This is a genomic window from Streptomyces sp. NPDC016677 (assembly GCF_055562815.1).
This window is the reverse complement of record NZ_JBVHEO010000016.1, coordinates 1-17714: the sequence shown is the minus strand read 5'-3', so window position 1 is coordinate 17714 and position 17714 is coordinate 1. Positions and strand designations below refer to the sequence as shown.

The 17714-nt window shown below is 73.3% G+C and carries 14 protein-coding genes; 9 read left to right on the top strand and 5 right to left on the bottom strand.

From position 1 onward, the window contains the following. Window positions 1–187: 187 nt before the first annotated feature. Complete coding sequence (locus ACZ3IG_RS29965; RefSeq protein WP_467435972.1) at window positions 188–1039, top strand: hypothetical protein; 852 nt, start codon at window positions 188–190, stop codon at window positions 1037–1039. Between the two features lie 48 nt (window positions 1040–1087). Here ACZ3IG_RS29965 and disA read toward each other — a convergent pair whose 3' ends face one another. Further along, window positions 1088–2212, bottom strand: coding sequence for a DNA integrity scanning diadenylate cyclase DisA (gene disA / locus ACZ3IG_RS29960; RefSeq protein ID WP_467435971.1), 1125 nt, complete (start codon window positions 2210–2212; stop codon window positions 1088–1090). 81 nt (window positions 2213–2293) lie between these two features. Beyond that, window positions 2294–3703, bottom strand: coding sequence for a DNA repair protein RadA (radA, locus tag ACZ3IG_RS29955; protein ID WP_467435970.1), 1410 nt, complete (start codon window positions 3701–3703; stop codon window positions 2294–2296). Window positions 3704–3982: 279 nt separating this feature from the next. On the opposite strand from radA, the gene ACZ3IG_RS29950 reads away from it, so the two are divergent. After that, complete coding sequence (locus ACZ3IG_RS29950; protein WP_467435969.1) at window positions 3983–5692, top strand: BACON domain-containing protein; 1710 nt, start codon at window positions 3983–3985, stop codon at window positions 5690–5692. A gap of 47 nt (window positions 5693–5739) precedes the next feature. On the opposite strand, the gene ACZ3IG_RS29945 is transcribed toward ACZ3IG_RS29950, so the two are convergent. After that, window positions 5740–6678, bottom strand: a complete 939-nt coding sequence (locus tag ACZ3IG_RS29945; RefSeq protein WP_467435968.1) for a DUF3109 family protein — start codon at window positions 6676–6678, stop codon at window positions 5740–5742. A gap of 71 nt (window positions 6679–6749) precedes the next feature. Here ACZ3IG_RS29945 and ACZ3IG_RS29940 point away from each other — a divergent pair, with 71 nt between their 5' ends. The 3 genes from ACZ3IG_RS29940 to ilvD all read left to right on the top strand — a co-directional run bounded on the left by ACZ3IG_RS29940 (window position 6750) and on the right by ilvD (window position 10643). After that, window positions 6750–7682: a Ppx/GppA family phosphatase gene (locus ACZ3IG_RS29940; RefSeq protein WP_467435967.1), complete on the top strand. Its 933-nt coding sequence runs from the start codon at window positions 6750–6752 to the stop codon at window positions 7680–7682. 125 nt (window positions 7683–7807) lie between these two features. After that, a complete protein-coding gene (locus ACZ3IG_RS29935; RefSeq protein WP_467435965.1) occupies window positions 7808–8629 on the top strand; it encodes a sugar phosphate isomerase/epimerase family protein in 822 nt (273 codons plus the stop codon). A 160-nt stretch (window positions 8630–8789) separates the two neighbouring features. Further along, complete coding sequence (ilvD, locus tag ACZ3IG_RS29930) at window positions 8790–10643, top strand: dihydroxy-acid dehydratase (RefSeq protein WP_467435964.1); 1854 nt, start codon at window positions 8790–8792, stop codon at window positions 10641–10643. A 519-nt stretch (window positions 10644–11162) separates the two neighbouring features. Here ilvD and ACZ3IG_RS29925 read toward each other — a convergent pair. Continuing rightward, a complete protein-coding gene (locus ACZ3IG_RS29925; protein WP_467435962.1) occupies window positions 11163–13292 on the bottom strand; it encodes a protein kinase domain-containing protein in 2130 nt (709 codons plus the stop codon). A 152-nt stretch (window positions 13293–13444) separates the two neighbouring features. On the opposite strand from ACZ3IG_RS29925, the gene ACZ3IG_RS29920 reads away from it, so the two are divergent. The 4 genes from ACZ3IG_RS29920 to proC all read left to right on the top strand — a co-directional run bounded on the left by ACZ3IG_RS29920 (window position 13445) and on the right by proC (window position 16088). Continuing rightward, complete coding sequence (locus tag ACZ3IG_RS29920; RefSeq protein WP_467435961.1) at window positions 13445–13765, top strand: SH3 domain-containing protein; 321 nt, start codon at window positions 13445–13447, stop codon at window positions 13763–13765. Window positions 13766–13854: 89 nt separating this feature from the next. Beyond that, the gene (locus ACZ3IG_RS29915) at window positions 13855–14364 is read left to right on the top strand and encodes an EamA/RhaT family transporter (protein ID WP_467435960.1); all 510 of its coding nucleotides are present in this window, start codon (window positions 13855–13857) and stop codon (window positions 14362–14364) included. Between the two features lie 29 nt (window positions 14365–14393). Beyond that, window positions 14394–15167 (top strand): class I SAM-dependent methyltransferase, encoded by a 774-nt coding sequence (locus ACZ3IG_RS29910; protein WP_467435959.1) that lies wholly within the window; start codon window positions 14394–14396, stop codon window positions 15165–15167. 108 nt (window positions 15168–15275) lie between these two features. Next, complete coding sequence (proC, locus tag ACZ3IG_RS29905; protein ID WP_467435958.1) at window positions 15276–16088, top strand: pyrroline-5-carboxylate reductase; 813 nt, start codon at window positions 15276–15278, stop codon at window positions 16086–16088. 12 nt (window positions 16089–16100) lie between these two features. Here proC and trpS read toward each other — a convergent pair whose 3' ends face one another. Next, on the bottom strand, window positions 16101–17096 hold the full coding sequence (gene trpS / locus ACZ3IG_RS29900) for a tryptophan--tRNA ligase (protein WP_467435957.1): 996 nt from the start codon (window positions 17094–17096) through the stop codon (window positions 16101–16103). Between the last annotated feature and the right edge of the window lie 618 nt (window positions 17097–17714).

Here is a 17714-nt window from a genome sequence, read left to right as displayed (position 1 = left end):
CAGAGCTGCAAGCGCCGCAGCTGTGAAGACGCAGGGGGCCGGCCGTCATGATGGGTGACCGTTTTGTCCGCTTACGGTGGTTGACGGCACGTCAGGGGCCATCTCCGGAATGATGATCCGCAAAAGTTGATGCCCCGAACGGCGGGTGGCGCAAGGTAACGCATCGATCTCTCGTACAGTTTCCGCCGTGGGATCTCTGCGCAATCCGGTCGGGCCGCTTCCCTCCTCCATCTACTGGCGTCGGAGGGCCGTACTGCTGTCCGTCGTCGTCGTGTTGGCGCTTCTGGTCACGTGGATCATGACCATGGGCGGCGGAGGCGGCGGGGGCGGCCGTGACGACGGTGCCGACGGCAAGAATCCCGCTCCCTCGATCACGCCGGGTCCCTCGGGTTCGGGGCCCGCGATCAGCCAAGCGCCGGGCGGGCGCGACGAGTCGGGCGACGAGGACTCCGGCGGGACCGGCTCCGGCGGGGAGGACGGGCCGGGCGACGGGTCCGGCGACGGTTCGGGATCCGGCGCGGGGGACTCTGGTGGCGGCTCCGGTGACGCGGGCGGTTCGGGTTCCGGCAGCGGCTCGGGAGGGGGTACGGCCGCCGGTGTCGGCTCGGGCGACGCCCTGCCGGCGGGGACCTCGCTGCCCGACTGCACCGCCGGCGCCGTCGAGTTGAGCCTGCGCAGCGTGCGCAACACCTACGAGCCGGGCCAGACCCCCGCCTTCGAACTCACCGTGCGCAACACCTCCGGCAGCGACTGCAAAGTCGATCTCGGGCCCGGGCACGCGGTGGTGACGATCACCCCGGCCGACGGCGACGACGCGTTCTGGTCCTCCGACGACTGTGTGAAGGGCGCCGAGAGCCTGGCGTTCCGGGTCCCGGCCGGCACCGGCATCACCTACACGGTCAAGTGGGACCGCGAGCCGAGCGCCCCCAAGTGCGCGACCCCCGAGTCCGGCAAGGCGAAGGCGGGCACGTACCTGGTCGAGGCCAAGGTTCCGGGCTTCACGAAGACGCAGACGTCGTTCGTGCTGGAGAGCGCCTGAGGAAAAGCGCCCCGCCAGGGGCACGGAGAACGCACCGAACGCCGGAGGCTACACGTACCGCTCCAGAATGGAACTCTCCGCCAACCGCGAGAGCCCCTCCCGCACACTCCGCGCCCGAGCCTCCCCGACCCCGTCCACGGCCTGCAGGTCGTCCACACTGGCCGCCAACAGCTTCTGCAGCCCGCCGAAGTGCTCCACCAGCCGGTCGATGATCGCCCCCGGCAGCCTCGGCACCTTGGCCAGCAGCCGGAACCCGCGCGGCGACACCGCCGAGTCCAGCGTCTCCGGTGAACCCAGGTAGCCCAACGCCCGCGCCACCGTGGACAGTTCGAGCAACTCCGCATGGCTGAGCTTGTCCAGCTCGGCCAGCGCCTCGTCCACCGTGCGCGAACGTTTCGCGGTGGGCTCGGGCACGTAGTCCCGTACCACCAGCTCCCGTTCGGGCTCCACGCCCGCGATCAGCTCGTCGAGCTGGAGCGCGAGCAGCCGTCCGTCGGTGCCCAGCTCCACCACGTACTCGGCGATCTCGGTGGCGATCCGGCGCACCATCTCCAGGCGCTGCGCGACCGCCGAGACGTCCCGGACGGTGACCAGGTCCTCGATCTCCAGCGCGGACAGCGTGCCCGCGACCTCGTCGAGACGCAGCTTGTACCGCTCCAGCGTGGCCAGCGCCTGGTTGGCGCGGGACAGGATCGCCGCCGAGTCCTCCAGGACCCGGCGCTGTCCGTCGACGTAGAGCGCGATGAGCCGCATGGACTGCGAGACGGAGACCACGGGGAAGCCGACCTGCTTGCTGACCCGGTCCGCCGTACGGTGCCGGGTGCCCGTCTCCTCCGTGGGGATCGTCGGGTCGGGGACCAGCTGGACACCGGCCCGCAGGATCTTCGACAGGTCCGAGGAGAGCACGATGCCGCCGTCGAGCTTGCACAGCTCGCGCAGCCGCGTCGCGGTGAACTCCACGTCCAGCACGAAGCCGCCGGTGCACATCACCTCGACGGTCTTGTCGGAGCCGAGCACGATCAGTCCGCCGGTGTTGCCGCGGAGCACGCGCTCCAGGCCGTCACGCAGCGCTGTTCCCGGTGCCACGGCACTCAGCGAGGCGCGCATCAGGCCATCGGAACCGGCGCTCGCACCGGATTTCCCGGGAGCCGCCGCCCGGTCGTTGGCTGCCACTGCACTCCTCCGGTCGCTGGTTCTGGGACGCCCCCGTTTCGCGCACTCGGTTCGTACGGACGGGCGAGACCAGGGCAAAGTCTACCGGCGGTCCTCCGTCTCCCGTGGGGCCTCTCGGCGACGGGATCGCGGAAGGACCCGCAGCGCGTCCCCTATGTCCGCCACTTCCAGGACCTTCATGCCGGGCGGGACCTTCCCCGGATCGCCCGGTACCAGCGCGTGCGTGAAGCCCAGCCGGTGCGCCTCGGAGAGCCTGCGCTGCACGCCCGTGACCCGTCTCACCTCGCCCGCGAGGCCGACCTCGCCGATCGCGACCAGGTTCTTGGGCAGCGGGGTGTCGCTGGCCGCGCTGGCCAGGGCGAGGGCGACGGCGAGGTCGGCGGCGGGCTCGGAGAGCTTCACGCCGCCGACCGTCGCGGAGTAGATGTCCCGCTTCCCCAGGGCGCTGATGCGGCCGCGCTGCTCCAGGACGGCCAGCATCATCGACACCCGGGACGTCTCCAGACCGGACGTGGTGCGCCGGGGGGAGGGGATCTGCGAGTCGACGGTGAGCGCCTGCACCTCGGCCACCAGCGGGCGGCGGCCCTCCAGGGTGACGGTCAGGCAGGTGCCGGGCACCGGCTCGGCGCGGCGGGTCAGGAACAGCCCGCTGGGGTCGGCCAGCCCGACGATGCCCTCGTCGGACAGCTCGAAGCAGCCGACCTCGTCGGTGGCGCCGTAGCGGTTCTTGACGCCCCGGACCAGGCGCAGCCGCGCGTGCCGGTCGCCCTCGAAGCTCAGGACGACGTCCACGAGGTGTTCGAGGAGCCGGGGGCCGGCGATCGCGCCGTCCTTGGTGACGTGGCCGACCAGCAGGGTGGCCATGCCGCGCTCCTTGGAGGCGCGGATCAGCGCCCCCGCCACCTCCCGCACCTGCGCCATGCCGCCGGGGGCGCCGTCGATCTCCGGGGAGGCGACCGTCTGCACCGAGTCCATGATGAGCAAGGACGGCTTCACCGCGTCGAGGTGGCCGAGGACCGCCGCGAGGTCGGTCTCCGCGGCGAGGTAGAGGTGGTCGGCGAGGGCGCCGATGCGGTCGGCGCGCAGCCGGACCTGGCTCGCCGACTCCTCGCCCGTGACGTAGAGGGTCCGGTGCTCCTCGGTCGACGCCTTGGCCGCGACGTCGAGGAGCAGCGTGGACTTGCCGACGCCGGGCTCACCGGCCAGCAGCACCACCGCGCCGGGGACCAGCCCGCCGCCCAGTACGCGGTCCAGCTCGGGCACGCCGGTGGAGCGGGCGGTGGCCTGGCGGCCGTCGACCTGGCCGATGGGCAGCGCGGAGGTGGTGACGCGCCCCGGCGCCGTCGTGCGGACCGCGGGCGCGCCGTACTCCTCGATCGTCCCCCACGCCTGGCACTCGGGGCAGCGACCGAGCCACTTGGCCGTCTGCCAGCCGCACTCCGTGCAGCGGTAGGACGGACGGTCCTTGGTGGTCTTCGTACGGGCAGCCATGCACGAAACCGTAGCCGCACCCACTGACAGGCCCTCCGACAGTCCCTCCGACAGCCCTCTCCGACGGCCCTCTCCGACAGCCCCCGGCAGTCCACCCGGCACCCCAGGCGCCGGCCCGGCGTTTGCCCGGCGCCAGCGGGCGCGCGTCGGCCATCTGCCGTAAAACGCCAAGGCGGAACAAAGGGTTCCTGTCCCCTATCGAGGGATCATTTCACCCGTACGGATTAAAAGTGGCCAACGCGCCAGTCCGCGCCACCCATAGCCCCCTACGGTCGCCGGATGAGCAGCAGCAGTCCGCAGACCACGACCCGCACGACCGGCGCACACCGGGCGCACCGGGAAGCGCGTGACCGCGGCGCGGCGCGCACGGTGGCGCAGCGACCGCCCACGCCCCACGAGCCGTATCTGGACGGTCTGTTCACCTACTGCCTGTCCGTGCTGTGCGACCACGACGCCGCGACCGCCGCCCTGGGCGACGCCCTGGTCCTCGCCGAGCGCCGCCACCACCGCTGCCCCGAGGCCGCCGGTGACCGCCGGGCCTGGCTGTACGCGCTGGCCCGCTGGGCCTGTCTGCGCAAGCTGTCCGAGGCCCAGCAGAAACGTCAGGCCGCCCACGCGGCGGGCCGTGAGGCCCCCACCGAGGCCCCGCCCGCCCCGGCCGTCCCCGTGGACGTCCAGGAGCACCGCCGCCGCGAACTGGCCCTGCTCGCCTGGCCGGAGGCGGCCGGCACCACCCCGGAACAGCGCGAGGCCCTCGAACTCGCGGTCCGCCACCACCTGGCCGCCCACGAGGTCGCCGCCGTCCTCGGCACGGCCCCGGCCGCCGCGCGCGAACTGCTCGCCTCCGCCGCCTGCGAGGTCGAACGCACCCGCGCCGCCCTCGCCGTCGTCGAGACCGGCACCTGCCCGGGCATCGCCCGCTTCGCCGGCGCCGGCGGCGACGACCGGCCGGTGCTGAGCGCGGCCCTCCGCCGCGAGCTGGTCCGGCACGTCGACGACTGCCCGCGCTGCCGCCGCACCGCCGAGCGAGCCATCCCCGGCCGCTGGCCCGGCACCAGCGTCACGCCCGCCGCGCTGCCCGTCCTGACCGCCCCCCGCGCGGCTCTGCACATGACGATGGCGCACCTCCCGCGCGCGCGGGGCGCCGCCCCCCGCTTCGACCGGCGGGGTTTCCCGATGCCTCCCGGCGACCGCGCCGCCCGGCGCGACCGGCTACGCGCGCGTGCCGTCGTCACGACCGTCGTCGCCACCGTCGTGGCGGCCCCCGCGTTCGCCCTGTGGGCGGCCTGTCGCGGCACCCCGGCCACCGGGACCGAGGACGGCCGCGTCACCAGCGCCAGCGAGACCCATGACACCGACGCCGCCGACGGCGACGGCGACGGCACGACGGCGGGCGGCTACGAGCACACCGGCAGCGCCGGCACCGCATCCGCGGGCGACCTGCGCGTCTCTGTGAAGGTCCTCGGCCCCGTCGACCGCGAGGGCACCGCCCGGATGGAGGTGACGGCCGCCCGCAGCGGCGGCACCACGCTCATCACCCTCACCGCCACCGGCCGCTCCCCGGTGCGCTGGTCCGCCTCGACCGGCGCCCCCTGGCTCTACCTGGACCGCTCCTCGGGCACGCTCGCCCCCGGCACCAGCACCACGGTCAAGGTCCACGTCGATCAGCTGCGCGAGCCCTCCGGCCACTGGAGCGCCCGGGTGGCCGTCGCGCCCGGCGGCGCCGTCGTCTCCATCGAGGGCTACGGCACCGCGCCCGGCCCCTCCCGGCCAGGCCCCCGCCCCGGCCCGCCCGGCACGCCGGACACCCCGCCCCCCGCCGACCCGCGCCCCACCGCCACGGCCCCGCCGCCGGCCGAGCCCACCCCGACCGCGCCACCCACCACCACGGCCCCCGACCCCACCCCCGCCGACCCGTCCCCCACCGGCACGGGCGGCCCGCAGGCCCCGCCCGACGGCGACGACGTCCCGAGCCCGGCGGCGCCGTAGACCCCGAGCAGTCCGCGGTGCCGCGACGCCGCAGTCCCCAGTACCGCCTACGCCACAGGAGGCACAGGAGGCACAGGAGGCACGGAACCAGCAGGAGCCGCTGGAGCAGCAGGAGCCGCTGGAGCAGCAGAAGGCACCGTCGGCACCGGAAGCACCGGATCCGCCGGATGCGGCGCCAGCAGCGGCAGCCGCGAGGCAAGCCGTTCCTCGCACAGCTCGGCCAGCCGGTCGTAACCCGCCTTGCCCATCAGCTCGATCAGCTCCGGCCGGTAGGACACGTACACCGGCTCGCCCGCACCGTGCGCCGACGTGGCCGACGTGCACCACCAGTGCAGATCATGGCCGCCCGGACCCCAGCCCCGCCGGTCGTACTCACCGATCGACACCTGGAGGACACGCGTGTCGTCGGGCCGGTCGATCCACTCGTACGTCCGCCGCACCGGCAGCTGCCAGCACACGTCCGGCTTGGTCTCCAGCGGCTCGCGCCCCTCCCGCAGCGCCAGGATGTGCAGCGAGCAGCCGGCGCCCCCGGCGAAACCGGGCCGGTTCTGGAAGATGCACGACCCCTGGAAGGGACGGGTCTGCCGGGAGCCCTCCTCGTCCTCGGACACCCAGCCGTTCGCCGTGCCCTCGGCGTGGTGCTGCCAGATGTCCGGCGTGAGCCGGGCCACATGCCCGGCGACCCGGGCCTCGTCGTCCTCGTCGGAGAAGTGGGCACCCAGCGAGCAGCACCCGTCGTCCGCGCGGCCCGCCTGGATGCCCTGGCAGCCACTGCCGAAGACGCAGTTCCAACGAGAGGTCAGCCATGTCAGATCGCAGCGGAAGACCTGCTCGTCGTCGGCCGGATCCGGAAACTCCACCCACGCGCGCGCGAAGTCGAGCCCCTTCTCGTCACCCGCCGGCGCTGCCACGGCCCGCGCGTCCGTCTTCTTCCGCTTGCCCTTCTTGGGCAGTTTCGCGTCCTTCGCCTGCTTCGTCTTTGGCACCCGTCCAGGGTAAGTCGCCCGCCCCCGGTACCCGCACCACCGTCGGCCGTCCTGGCAGTAGCGTTCCGTACATGAGACTCGGTGTCCTCGACGTGGGATCCAACACGGTCCACCTGCTGGTGGTGGACGCGCACCCGGGCGCGCGCCCGCTGCCCGCGCACTCGCACAAGGCCGAACTGCGCCTCGCCCAACTCCTCGACGCGGACGGCGCGATCGGCGCCGACGGCGTCGACCGGCTGACAGCCGTCGTCCGGCGGGCGCTGCAGGCCGCCGAGGACAAGGGGGTGGAGGACCTGCTGCCGTTCGCCACCTCCGCCGTGCGCGAGGCGCACAACGCCGACGAGGTCCTCACCCGCGTCCGCGCCGAGACCGGCGTCGAGCTGACCGTCCTGACCGGCGCGGACGAGGCCCGGCTCACCTTCCTCGCCGCCCGCCGCTGGTTCGGCTGGTCCGCGGGCAAGCTGCTGGTCCTCGACATCGGCGGCGGCTCCCTGGAGATCGCGTACGGCATCGACGAGGAACCCGACGCCGCCGTCTCCCTGCCGCTCGGCGCGGGCCGCCTGACCGCCGGCCGGCTCCCCGGCGACCCGCCCGACCCGGACGCCGTCCGCGCCCTGCGCCGGCACGTCCGTACGGAGATAGCCCGGACGGTCGGCGAGTTCAGCCGCTTCGGCGCCCCCGACCACGTCGTCGCCACCTCCAAGACCTTCAAGCAACTGGCCCGCCTCACCGGAGCCGCCCGCTCCGCCGAGGGCCTCTACGTCCAGCGCGAACTGAAACGTTCCTCCCTGGAGAGCTGGGTCCCCCGCCTGGCCGCCATGACCACCGCCGAACGCGCCGAACTCCCCGGCGTCTCCGAGGGCCGGGCGAGCCAGTTGGTCGCGGGCGCGTTGGTGGCCGAGGCGGCGATGGATCTTTTCGGGGTGGAAACCCTGGAGATCTGCCCGTGGGCCCTGAGGGAGGGAGTGATCCTCCGCCGCCTTGATCACATGGGCCAGGAATAGCGCCCGACAGGGGCGCGGGGCAGCGCCCGGACAGCCACGACGGCGCCGCACCCGCCCTATGGCCCTCACCACAACGGCGACCGGGCGCGCCGGCTCACCCGACCGCACCCCGTAACCTGAACCCCATGGCGGAGCCCCTACGCATCCCGGATGCGAAGGTCGCCCTGTCGACGGCCTCCGTCTACCCGGAGTCGACGGCGACGGCCTTCGAGATCGCCGCGCGCCTCGGATACGACGGCGTCGAGGTCATGGTGTGGACCGACCCGGTCAGCCAGGACATCGAGGCACTACGCAGACTCAGCGACTACCACCAGGTCCCGATCCTGGCCGTGCACGCCCCGTGCCTGCTCATCACCCAGCGCGTCTGGTCCACCGACCCCTGGGTCAAACTCCAGCGCGCCCGCGCCGCCGCCGAGAAGCTCGGCGCGAGCACGGTCGTCGTCCACCCGCCCTTCCGCTGGCAGCGCCAGTACGCGCGTGACTTCGTCGACGGCGTGTGGCGCATGGCGAACGAGACGGACGTGCGGTTCGCCGTCGAGAACATGTACCCCTGGCGCTACCGCGACCGCGAGATGCTCGCCTACGCCCCCGACTGGGACGTCACCAAGGACGACTACCGGCACTTCACGATCGACCTCAGTCACACCGCCACCGCCCGCACCGACGCCCTCGGCATGATCGACCGCATGGGGGAGAGGCTCGGTCACGTCCACCTCGCCGACGGACGGGGCTCCGCCAAGGACGAGCACCTGGTCCCCGGCCGCGGAACCCAGCCCTGCGCCCAGTTGCTGGAGCGTCTCGCGCTGACCGGCTTCGACGGCCATGTCGTCATCGAGGTCAACACCCGCCGGGCGATGTCCAGCGCCGAACGGGAGGCCGACCTGGCCGAGGCCCTCGCCTTCACCCGCCGCCACCTGGCCTCCACGACGAGCACCTCCCGCGGGTGAGCGACGGCGGCCTGGGGAGCACCCCGGCCGACGCGATACGCGTCCCGTCATCCGGACACCGTGTCCCGGACCCTGGATGACGGGCGTACGCTCGACGTCAGTCAGAACCCTGTCAGTGCTCTGAGCGACACGGCAGAACTCTCCGAAGGAGCGAGCGACGATGCCCGAGCTGAGGTCCCGCACAGTCACCCACGGCCGCAACATGGCGGGCGCCCGCGCCCTTATGCGCGCCTCCGGTGTACCCGGTGCGGACATCGGCCGGAAGCCGATCATCGCGATCGCCAACAGCTTCACGGAGTTCGTGCCCGGCCACACCCACCTGGCCCCCGTCGGCCGGATCGTCAGCGAGGCGGTCAAGGAGGCCGGCGGCATCCCGCGCGAGTTCAACACGATCGCCGTCGATGACGGCATCGCCATGGGCCACGGCGGCATGCTCTACTCCCTGCCCTCCCGCGACCTGATCGCGGACAGCGTGGAGTACATGGTCGAGGCCCACTGCGCCGACGCCCTGATCTGCATCTCCAACTGCGACAAGATCACCCCGGGCATGCTCAACGCGGCGCTGCGCCTGAACATCCCGACGGTCTTCGTCTCCGGCGGCCCGATGGAGTCCGGCCGCGCCACCCTGGTCGACGGCACGGTCCGCACGCTCGACCTGGTCGACGCGATGTCCGAGGCGGTGAACGAGAAGGTCTCGGACGAGGACATGCTCCGCATCGAGGAGAGCGCCTGTCCGACCTGCGGTTCCTGCTCCGGCATGTTCACCGCCAACTCCATGAACTGCCTCACCGAGGCGATCGGCCTCTCCCTCCCCGGCAACGGCTCGGTGCTGGCCACCCACACGGCCCGCGAACAGCTCTACGTGCGCGCCGCCGAGACGGTCATGGACCTCACCCGCCGCTACTACGAGCAGGACGACGCCTCGGCGCTGCCCCGCTCCATCGCCACGTTCCAGGCGTTCGAGAACGCCATGGCCCTCGACATCGCGATGGGCGGCTCCACCAACACGATCCTGCACCTGCTGGCCGCCGCCCAGGAGGCGGACGTGCCCTTCGGCCTGGAGCAGATCGACGCCGTCTCGCGCCGCGTGCCGTGCCTGGCCAAGGTGGCGCCGAACGTCGCCAAGGACCGCACGTACTACATGGAGGACGTGCACCGCGCCGGCGGCATCCCCGCCCTGCTGGGCGAGCTGCACCGGGCGGGCCTGCTCAACGAGGACGTGCACTCCGTCCACAGCCCGTCCCTCGCCGACTGGCTGAAGACCTGGGACGTCCGCGGCGGCTCCCCGTCCCCCGAGGCCGTGGAACTGTGGCACGCGGCCCCGGGCTGCGTCCGCTCCGCCGAGGCGTTCTCCCAGTCCGAGCGCTGGGACACCCTCGACACGGACGCCGAGGGCGGCTGCATCCGCGCCGCCGAGCACGCCTACTCCAAGGACGGCGGGCTGGCGGTCCTCAAGGGCAACCTCGCCGTGGACGGCTGCGTGGTCAAGACCGCCGGCGTCGACGAGTCGATCTGGACCTTCGAGGGCCCGGCGGTCGTCTGCGAGTCGCAGGAGGAGGCCGTGCAGAAGATCCTCACCCAGCAGGTCAAGGAGGGCGACGTCGTCGTCATCCGCTACGAGGGCCCCAAGGGCGGCCCCGGCATGCAGGAGATGCTCTACCCGACCTCGTACCTGAAGGGCCGCGGCCTGGGCAAGGCGTGCGCGCTGGTCACCGACGGCCGCTTCTCCGGCGGCACCTCGGGCCTGTCCATCGGCCACGCCAGCCCCGAGGCGGCCTCCGGCGGCACCATCGCCCTGGTCGAGGACGGCGACCGCATCCGCATCGACATCCCGGGCCGCTCCATCGAGCTGCTGGTCGACGACGCCGAGCTGGCCCGCCGCGAGCAGGCGCTGAACGGCACGTACGCCCCGAAGAACCGCGACCGCAAGGTCTCGGCCGCCCTGCGCGCCTACGCCGCGATGGCGACCAGCGCGGACAAGGGCGCCGTCCGGGACGTCAGCAAGCTCGGCTGACCCCGCCCACACCCACGCCCACCCCTCGACGGCCTGGCGCATCGGGCCGCCCTCCACGGGGCGCCCCGCGCCGTAGCCGTCTGCCGGGTGGCTTGGCCCTGCGGGTCCGTCCACGGGGGCAGGGGCCTGTCCCGTCCCTTCGCCTTCTGCTCGACGGCCTGGCGCATCGGGCCGCCCTCTACGGGGCGTCCCGCGCCGGAGCCGTCTGCCGGGTGGCTTGGCCTGCGGGGCCGCCTACGGGGGCAGGGGCCTGTCCCGTCCCTTCGCCTTCTGCTCGACGGCCTCGCGCCGTGGGCCGCCCTCCACAGGGCGTCCCGCGCCGTAGCCGTCTGCCGGGCGGCTTGGCCCCGCGGGGCCGCCCACGCGAGGCGCCCCACCTCGCGCCACCCCCCCCGCGAGGCGCCCCGCCCCGCGGGCCCGCCCACCGTCGCCCGCCCCGCCCCGTGCCACACCCACCGCCCGGCCCCGCCCGCCCCGCACCAGGCGACTGGATGCCGTCACCAGGCGACTGGACTGCCGTCACCAGGCGGCCGGATCCCGCCCGTCCACCGCGAAGACCGTCCCGTCGGGGGCACCGGCGTAGACCCGGCCCCCGACGGCGACGGGCGCGGGCAGCGCCGCGGCCACCCGGTCCGACCCACCGCCCAGCCGCGGGGCCGTCTGACCCAGGAGCCGCCCGGTACGGGCGTCCACGCCGAGCAGTCGCCCGTCCGGGGCGGTGACGTACACATGCCGCCCGTCGGTGACGGGCGCCGAACCGCGGCTCACGCCCGTCTCCAGGCTCCACCGCTGCTCACGCGCCGCCAGATCGACGGCCGCCAGCGTGCCGCCCGCGCCCATCACGTACACGACGTCCCCGCGCACGGCCCCCTGCGCCCGGGCCACCGGCACCGGCAGCGACACCCGCCGCACGGCCCCGGCCCCGGGGGTGTACCGCACGACGGCCCGCGTCTCGCCGTAGACCGCGTCGGAGTCGAGGAAGACGACGGAACCGTCCGCCGCCCCCACCACCTCCAGCTCTCCCGCCAGCTCCGCGTCCCACCGCACGTCACCCGTCCCGGCGTCCACGGCCGTGACCCGGGTACGCGTCCCGTCGTCCGACACACTCGTCGCGTACGCCATGCCGCCCGCCGCCCCGCCGTCGCCGAACGAGGCGAAGTACGGCACCGCCTGCCCGGGAATCCGCCGCGACCACACCGTCTCACCGGTGGCCCCGTCCACCCCGGTCACCTTGCCGTCCGTGCCGGTGAGCAGCAGCATCCCGCCGACCGGGCGCACACCCTGGTACGCGGGCACCTCCCGGCGCCACGCGGGCTCGCCCGTGACCGGGTCGAACGCCGTCAGCGCGGCGCCCTCGTTCAGCGCGGGCTGCACGAGCCCGCCCGCGACGGCCGGCGGCCCGCTGCGGGAACGGCCCGCGACGGAGCGCCGCCACAGCCGCGTCCCGTCGTCGGGGTCGAGAGCGAGCACCGCCCCGTCCCGCGCGCACAGCAACCGCCCCGCCCCGTACGCGCACACGGAACCCCCCGCCCCGGTCACCGCGGCGCTCTCCCACCCGGCGAACGACGCCGACGCGCTCGCCCGCCCCCCGGACGACTCCGCGTCCGTACCCCCGAGCAACTGCGGCGGGACGAGCATGCCGACCGCCGCGAGGCAGACCGCGCCCGCCACCAGCAGCAGCCGCCTGCGCGGTCCCCGACGCTCCGGGACCGCCCCGGCCGACTCCTTGACGTGGGTCGACGCGTCCGCCTCCACGGCGGGAACGGCGGGAGCGGGTTCCGGCGCCCGCTGCGCCGGAATGAACGCCTGCGTGTCGTACGACGCCGCCACCGACCGCAGTTGCCGCATCACCTCGTCCGGCGTGGGCCGGTCCTCCGGCTCCTTCGCCAGACACCGCAGCACCAGCGCGGCCAGCGACTCGGGCACGCCCGTCAGATCCGGCTCGTCGTGCACCACCTGATAGGCGACGACATACGGACTGTCCGAGTCGAACGGCCCCCGCCCGGTCGCCGCGTGCACGATCACCGAGCCCAGCGCGAACACGTCCGCGGCCGGCCCCACCTCCCGCGGCCGCCGGAACTGCTCGGGCGCCATGAACGGCGGCGTCCCGATCAACTTCCCCGTCTCCGTACGCAGTTCACTGTCGGCCGGCCGGGAGATCCCGAAGTCGATGACCTTCGGCCCGTCCTCGTCCAGCAGCACGTTGCTCGGCTTGAGATCCCGGTGCACGACCCCGACCCGGTGGATGTCCCGCAGCGCCTCCGCCAGCCCCGCCATCAGCCGGCGCAGCCGGTCGGCGTCCAGCGGACCGTTCCGCTTCACCTGCTCGGCAAGGGTCGGCGCGTCGATGAACAACGTGGCCATCCACGGCCGCCCGGCATCCGGATCGGCGTCGACGACCGGCGCGGTGAACGCCCCGCTCACCCGCCGCGCCGCCGCGACCTCCTGCCGGAACCGCCCCCTGAACTCCGGGTCCCTGGCGAACTCGGCGTGCACGACCTTCACCGCCAGCCGCATCCCCGACGTACTGCGCGCCAGGTGTACGACGCCCATGCCGCCCGACCCGAGACAGGACTCCAGACGGTAGTGACCGGCGTACTCAGGAAGTTCCGCTTCCGCATCCGTACCGGTGCTCCGCTGCGGCGCCATGGGACCCCCCGTACTGTTCGTCCACGCGCGCGACGCACGGAGCCTAGTCGATGACTCGTACGAGACCGAGGCGGCTTGCTAGCCTCCGCGTTCGAATCACTGTGACCCCACGACAGCCGTGGGGCGCAAGGGACGATCTGGGGGGAGTTCTCATGTCGGTCGAACAGGCCACGGAAGCCACGGGCGGGGACGAGGGCGAGGCCGTCACCACGGCGGCGGCGGACCTCACCTACTTCGCGGTCGCGCCGGGCGTGCGCCTCAACGTCCGCACCGGCCCCGGCACCCAGTACGCACTGGTGAAGCAGCTGCCGCTGGGCGCCAAGGTCCCGATCTTCTGCCAGTCCCCGGGCACCCGGGTCACCGGCACCTACGGCACCACCAACATCTGGGACAACATCGACAACGGTCAGTTCGTCTCGGACGCCTACGTCAGGACCGGCAGCGACGGCTACATCCGCCCGCGCTGCTCCTGACCCACGCGACTGACCACGCGACTGACCACGCGACCGCTCCACCCGGAACCCGCGGCGGGACGGCGACCACCGGCGGCGATAATCGACGCGTGAGCGAAGAGAACGGCAGCCCCGAGACCACCGGTACCGCCGCGGGCACCCCGGCCGGCCCCCGCCCGGAACCCATCCGCTTCTTCGGCACGACCTGGCTGCACCACGACGGCGGCTACACCGCCCGCCGCCTCGGCCTCGCCGCCGGCGCGCTGGTCCTCGCGGCCGCCGCCTGCCTGGTCCTGCGTCTCGCCTACCAGGGCCTGCGGATCGCGGAGATCGGCAGCTTCGTCACCGTCCTGGTCATCGTGATGTTCGCGGTGTGCAGTGCCCTGGCCTTCGGCCACACCTGGGGCACCTTCACCACCCGCCCCGACCCCGACCGCCAGGCGTCCCTGCGCGGCCTGCTCACCGTCGGCTTCCTCGGCTCCCTCCTCGCCTACGCCCTGCGCTGCCTCGCCGAGGCCCCCGGCGAGAAGCTCCACCGCGCCGAGTACAAAACGGCCGTCGCCCAGTACGAGAAGCGCACGACCCGCCGCTCGGGCAACCCGAAAAAGCGCCGCCGCTAGACCGCCCCCGCCCGGCCACCAATGGCCGTATGACCACGCCCACTCCGCCCGCGCACTCCGCCCGCGCCCGCTCCTTCGACGCGGCCGCCGCCCAGTACGCCGCCGCCCGCCCTGCCTACCCGCCCGCCCTCTTCGACGCCTCCGAAGACCTCACCGGCCGCCCCCTCACCGGCGCCCGCGTCGCGGACATCGGCGCCGGCACCGGCATAGCCACCGCCCTGCTGCACGCCCGCGGCGCCGACGTCACCGCCGTCGAACCCGGCGCGGGCATGGCCGCCCAGTTCCGCCGCACCCTCGCCGACGTCCCCCTGATCCGCGGCACCGGCGACGCCCTCCCCCTCGCCGACACCTCCCTCGACCTGCTCACCTACGCCCAGTCCTGGCACTGGACCGACCCGGCCCGCGCGGTGCCGGAGGCGCTGCGCGTGCTGCGTCCGGGCGGCGCCCTCGCGCTGTGGTGGAACACCGACGCCGTCGACGTCCCCTGGATCGCCGACGCCGCCGAACGGATCCGGCGCCACTTCCGCCTCGACGTCTCCGCCGAGCAGCGCGACGCCGGCACCCGCCTCGACGACCCCGACGACCGCCTCGTGCCGGTGCGCCGCGTCATCCGCTGGAGCCGCCGCGTCCCGCTCGACACCCACCTGGCCAACATCGGCAGCCACTCGGTCTTCCTCGTCCACGACGCGGAACACAGCGCCGCCTTCCTCACCGAGGAGCGCGAGCGCCTCCTGGCCGTCTTCCCCGACGGCATCGTCGAAGAGGTCTACGACGTGACCCTCCAGTGCGCCCCGGCCCCCTGACGCCCGGCCGCGGCGACCCACGTCCCGCCCACTGGACGCACCACCCCCGCCCGCCCCCGGGATGCGAGGATGACGACGGACGACGCACCCTCGGAGGCACCCGCAGCCATGACCCAGAAAGTCGCAGTCCTCGGCACCGGCAAGATCGGCGAAGCCCTGCTCAGCGGAATGATCCGCGCCGGCTGGACCCCCGCCGACCTGCTGGTCACCACCCGCCGCCAGGAACGGGCCGACGAACTCCACGCCCGCCACGGCGTCACCCCGGTCACCAACGCCGAGGCCGCCAAGACCGCCGACACCCTGATCCTCACGGTCAAACCCCAGGACATGGGCACCCTCCTCGACGAGCTGGCCCCCCACGTCCCCGCCGACCGCCTGGTCATCAGCGGCGCGGCGGGCATCCCGACCGCCTACTTCGAGGACCGCCTCGCCACCGGCACCCCGGTCGTCCGCGTCATGACGAACACCCCCGCCCTCGTCGACGAGGCCATGTCCGTCATCTCCGCCGGCACCCACGCCACCGCCGCCCACCTCGCCCACGCCGAGGAGATCTTCGGCGCCGTCGGCAAGACCCTCCGCGTCCCCGAGTCCCAGCAGGACGCCTGTACGGCCCTCTCCGGCTCCGGCCCGGCGTACTTCTTCTACCTGGTCGAAGCCATGACCGACGCCGGCATCCTGCTCGGCCTGCCCCGCGACAAGGCCCACGACCTGATCGTCCAGTCCGCGATCGGCGCCGCGACCATGCTCCGCGACAGCGGCGAACACCCGGTCAGGCTCCGCGAGAACGTCACCTCCCCCGCGGGCACGACGATCAGCGCCATCCGCGAACTGGAGAACCACGGCGTACGGGCCGCCCTCATCGCCGCCCTGGAAGCCGCCCGCGACCGCAGCCGCGAGCTGGCCTCCGGCAACAACGGCTGACGCCGGCCCGGCCTACGGGGCGAGCAACCCGATCGCCCGGTAGGCGGCGTCCACGGTGGGCCGCGCCACGTCCCGAGCCCGCGCGGCCCCCCGCCGCAGCACGCCCTCCACGTACCCGGGATCGGCACACAGCTCCCGATGCCGCTCCCGCAGCGGCCGCAACACCTCCACGACCGCCTCGGCGACATCCTTCTTCAACGCCCCGTACGAGTCGTAACCGCCGGCCAGCGCCTCCGGCTCCCCACCCGCACAGGCGGCGAGAACCTCCAGCAGATTCGCGACACCGGGCCGCCCCTCCCGGTCGTACACGACCCCCTCCCCACTGTCGGTGACGGCCCGCATCACCTTCTTCCGCACGGCATCCGGCTCGTCGAGCAGATAGACGATCCCCGGCCCGGCGTCATCGCTCTTCCCCATCTTGGACGTGGGCTCCTGGAGATTCATCACCCGAGCCGCCACCCCCGGCCGGGTGGCCCGCGGCACCACGAACGTGTGCCCGTACCGCTGGTTGAACCGCACGGCCAGATCCCGCGCCAGCTCCACATGCTGCGTCTGGTCGTCCCCCACCGGCACCTCGTCGGCGTTGTACGCCAGGATGTCCGCCGCCATCAGCGCGGGATACGTCAGCAACGACAGCCGCACACTCCCGCCCCGCACCCGCTCCCGCGCCGCCTTCTCCTTGTACTGGATCATCCGCCGCATCTCCCCGTCGGTCGCGACGCACTCCATCAGGTACGACAGCCGAGCGTGCTCGTCCACATGGCTCTGTACGAACAGGGTGCACAGCTCCGGATCCAGCCCCGCCGCCAGCAACAGCGACGCCGTCTGACGGCTCAGCCGCCGCACCCGCGCCGGATCGTGCTCCACGGTCAGCGCGTGCAGATCGACGACGCAGAACAGCGCCCCGCCCCGGTGCTGATCGACGGCGGCCCACTGCCGCATGGCTCCCAGATAGTTCCCCAGCGTCAGATGCCCGGTCGGCTTGACCCCACTGAAGACCCGTGCCATCTCTCTTCTCTCCTCCTGGTCAGGACCGCCGCCCGCCGGCCGCCCCTCCTGGAGGGAGATACGAGAACGGCCGCCGAAGCGGCGGCCGTCTACCTGCGTACGTGAGCGCGGCCGCCGTCAGGCGGCCCACCAGCACTGGGTGCACGTACGCGTCATCACGCTCCCGAGACTACGCCCCGAGCGGCTACGACACACCTGAGTTGACACGCCGGTCCCCCCTCCGTAGGGTTCTCCGAGTTGTCCGACGTGAGCGCCGACTCCGGTCGGTCCCCGGACAGCCATTCCGAACGTAACCAGCCACCTCGGGTGTCACTGGCATGCGTATTACGGAGTGAGGAATCCACGTTCGAAAGGGCGCGGCCCCGATTAGGTCGGGAGCCGGGAATCCGCTAAAGTCTCACCACGTCGGAACGGCCCAACGGCCGGGAAGACAAGCCCCTCTGACTGGGAATCAGGCCCGAAAGGATCTGATAGAGTCGGAACCGCCGGAAAGGGAAACGCGGAAGCGGGAACCTGGAAAGCGCCGAGGAAATCGGATCGGAAAAGGATCTGATAGAGTCGGAAACGCAAGACCGAAGGGAAGCGCCCGGAGGAAAGCCTGAGAGAGTCTCTCGGGTG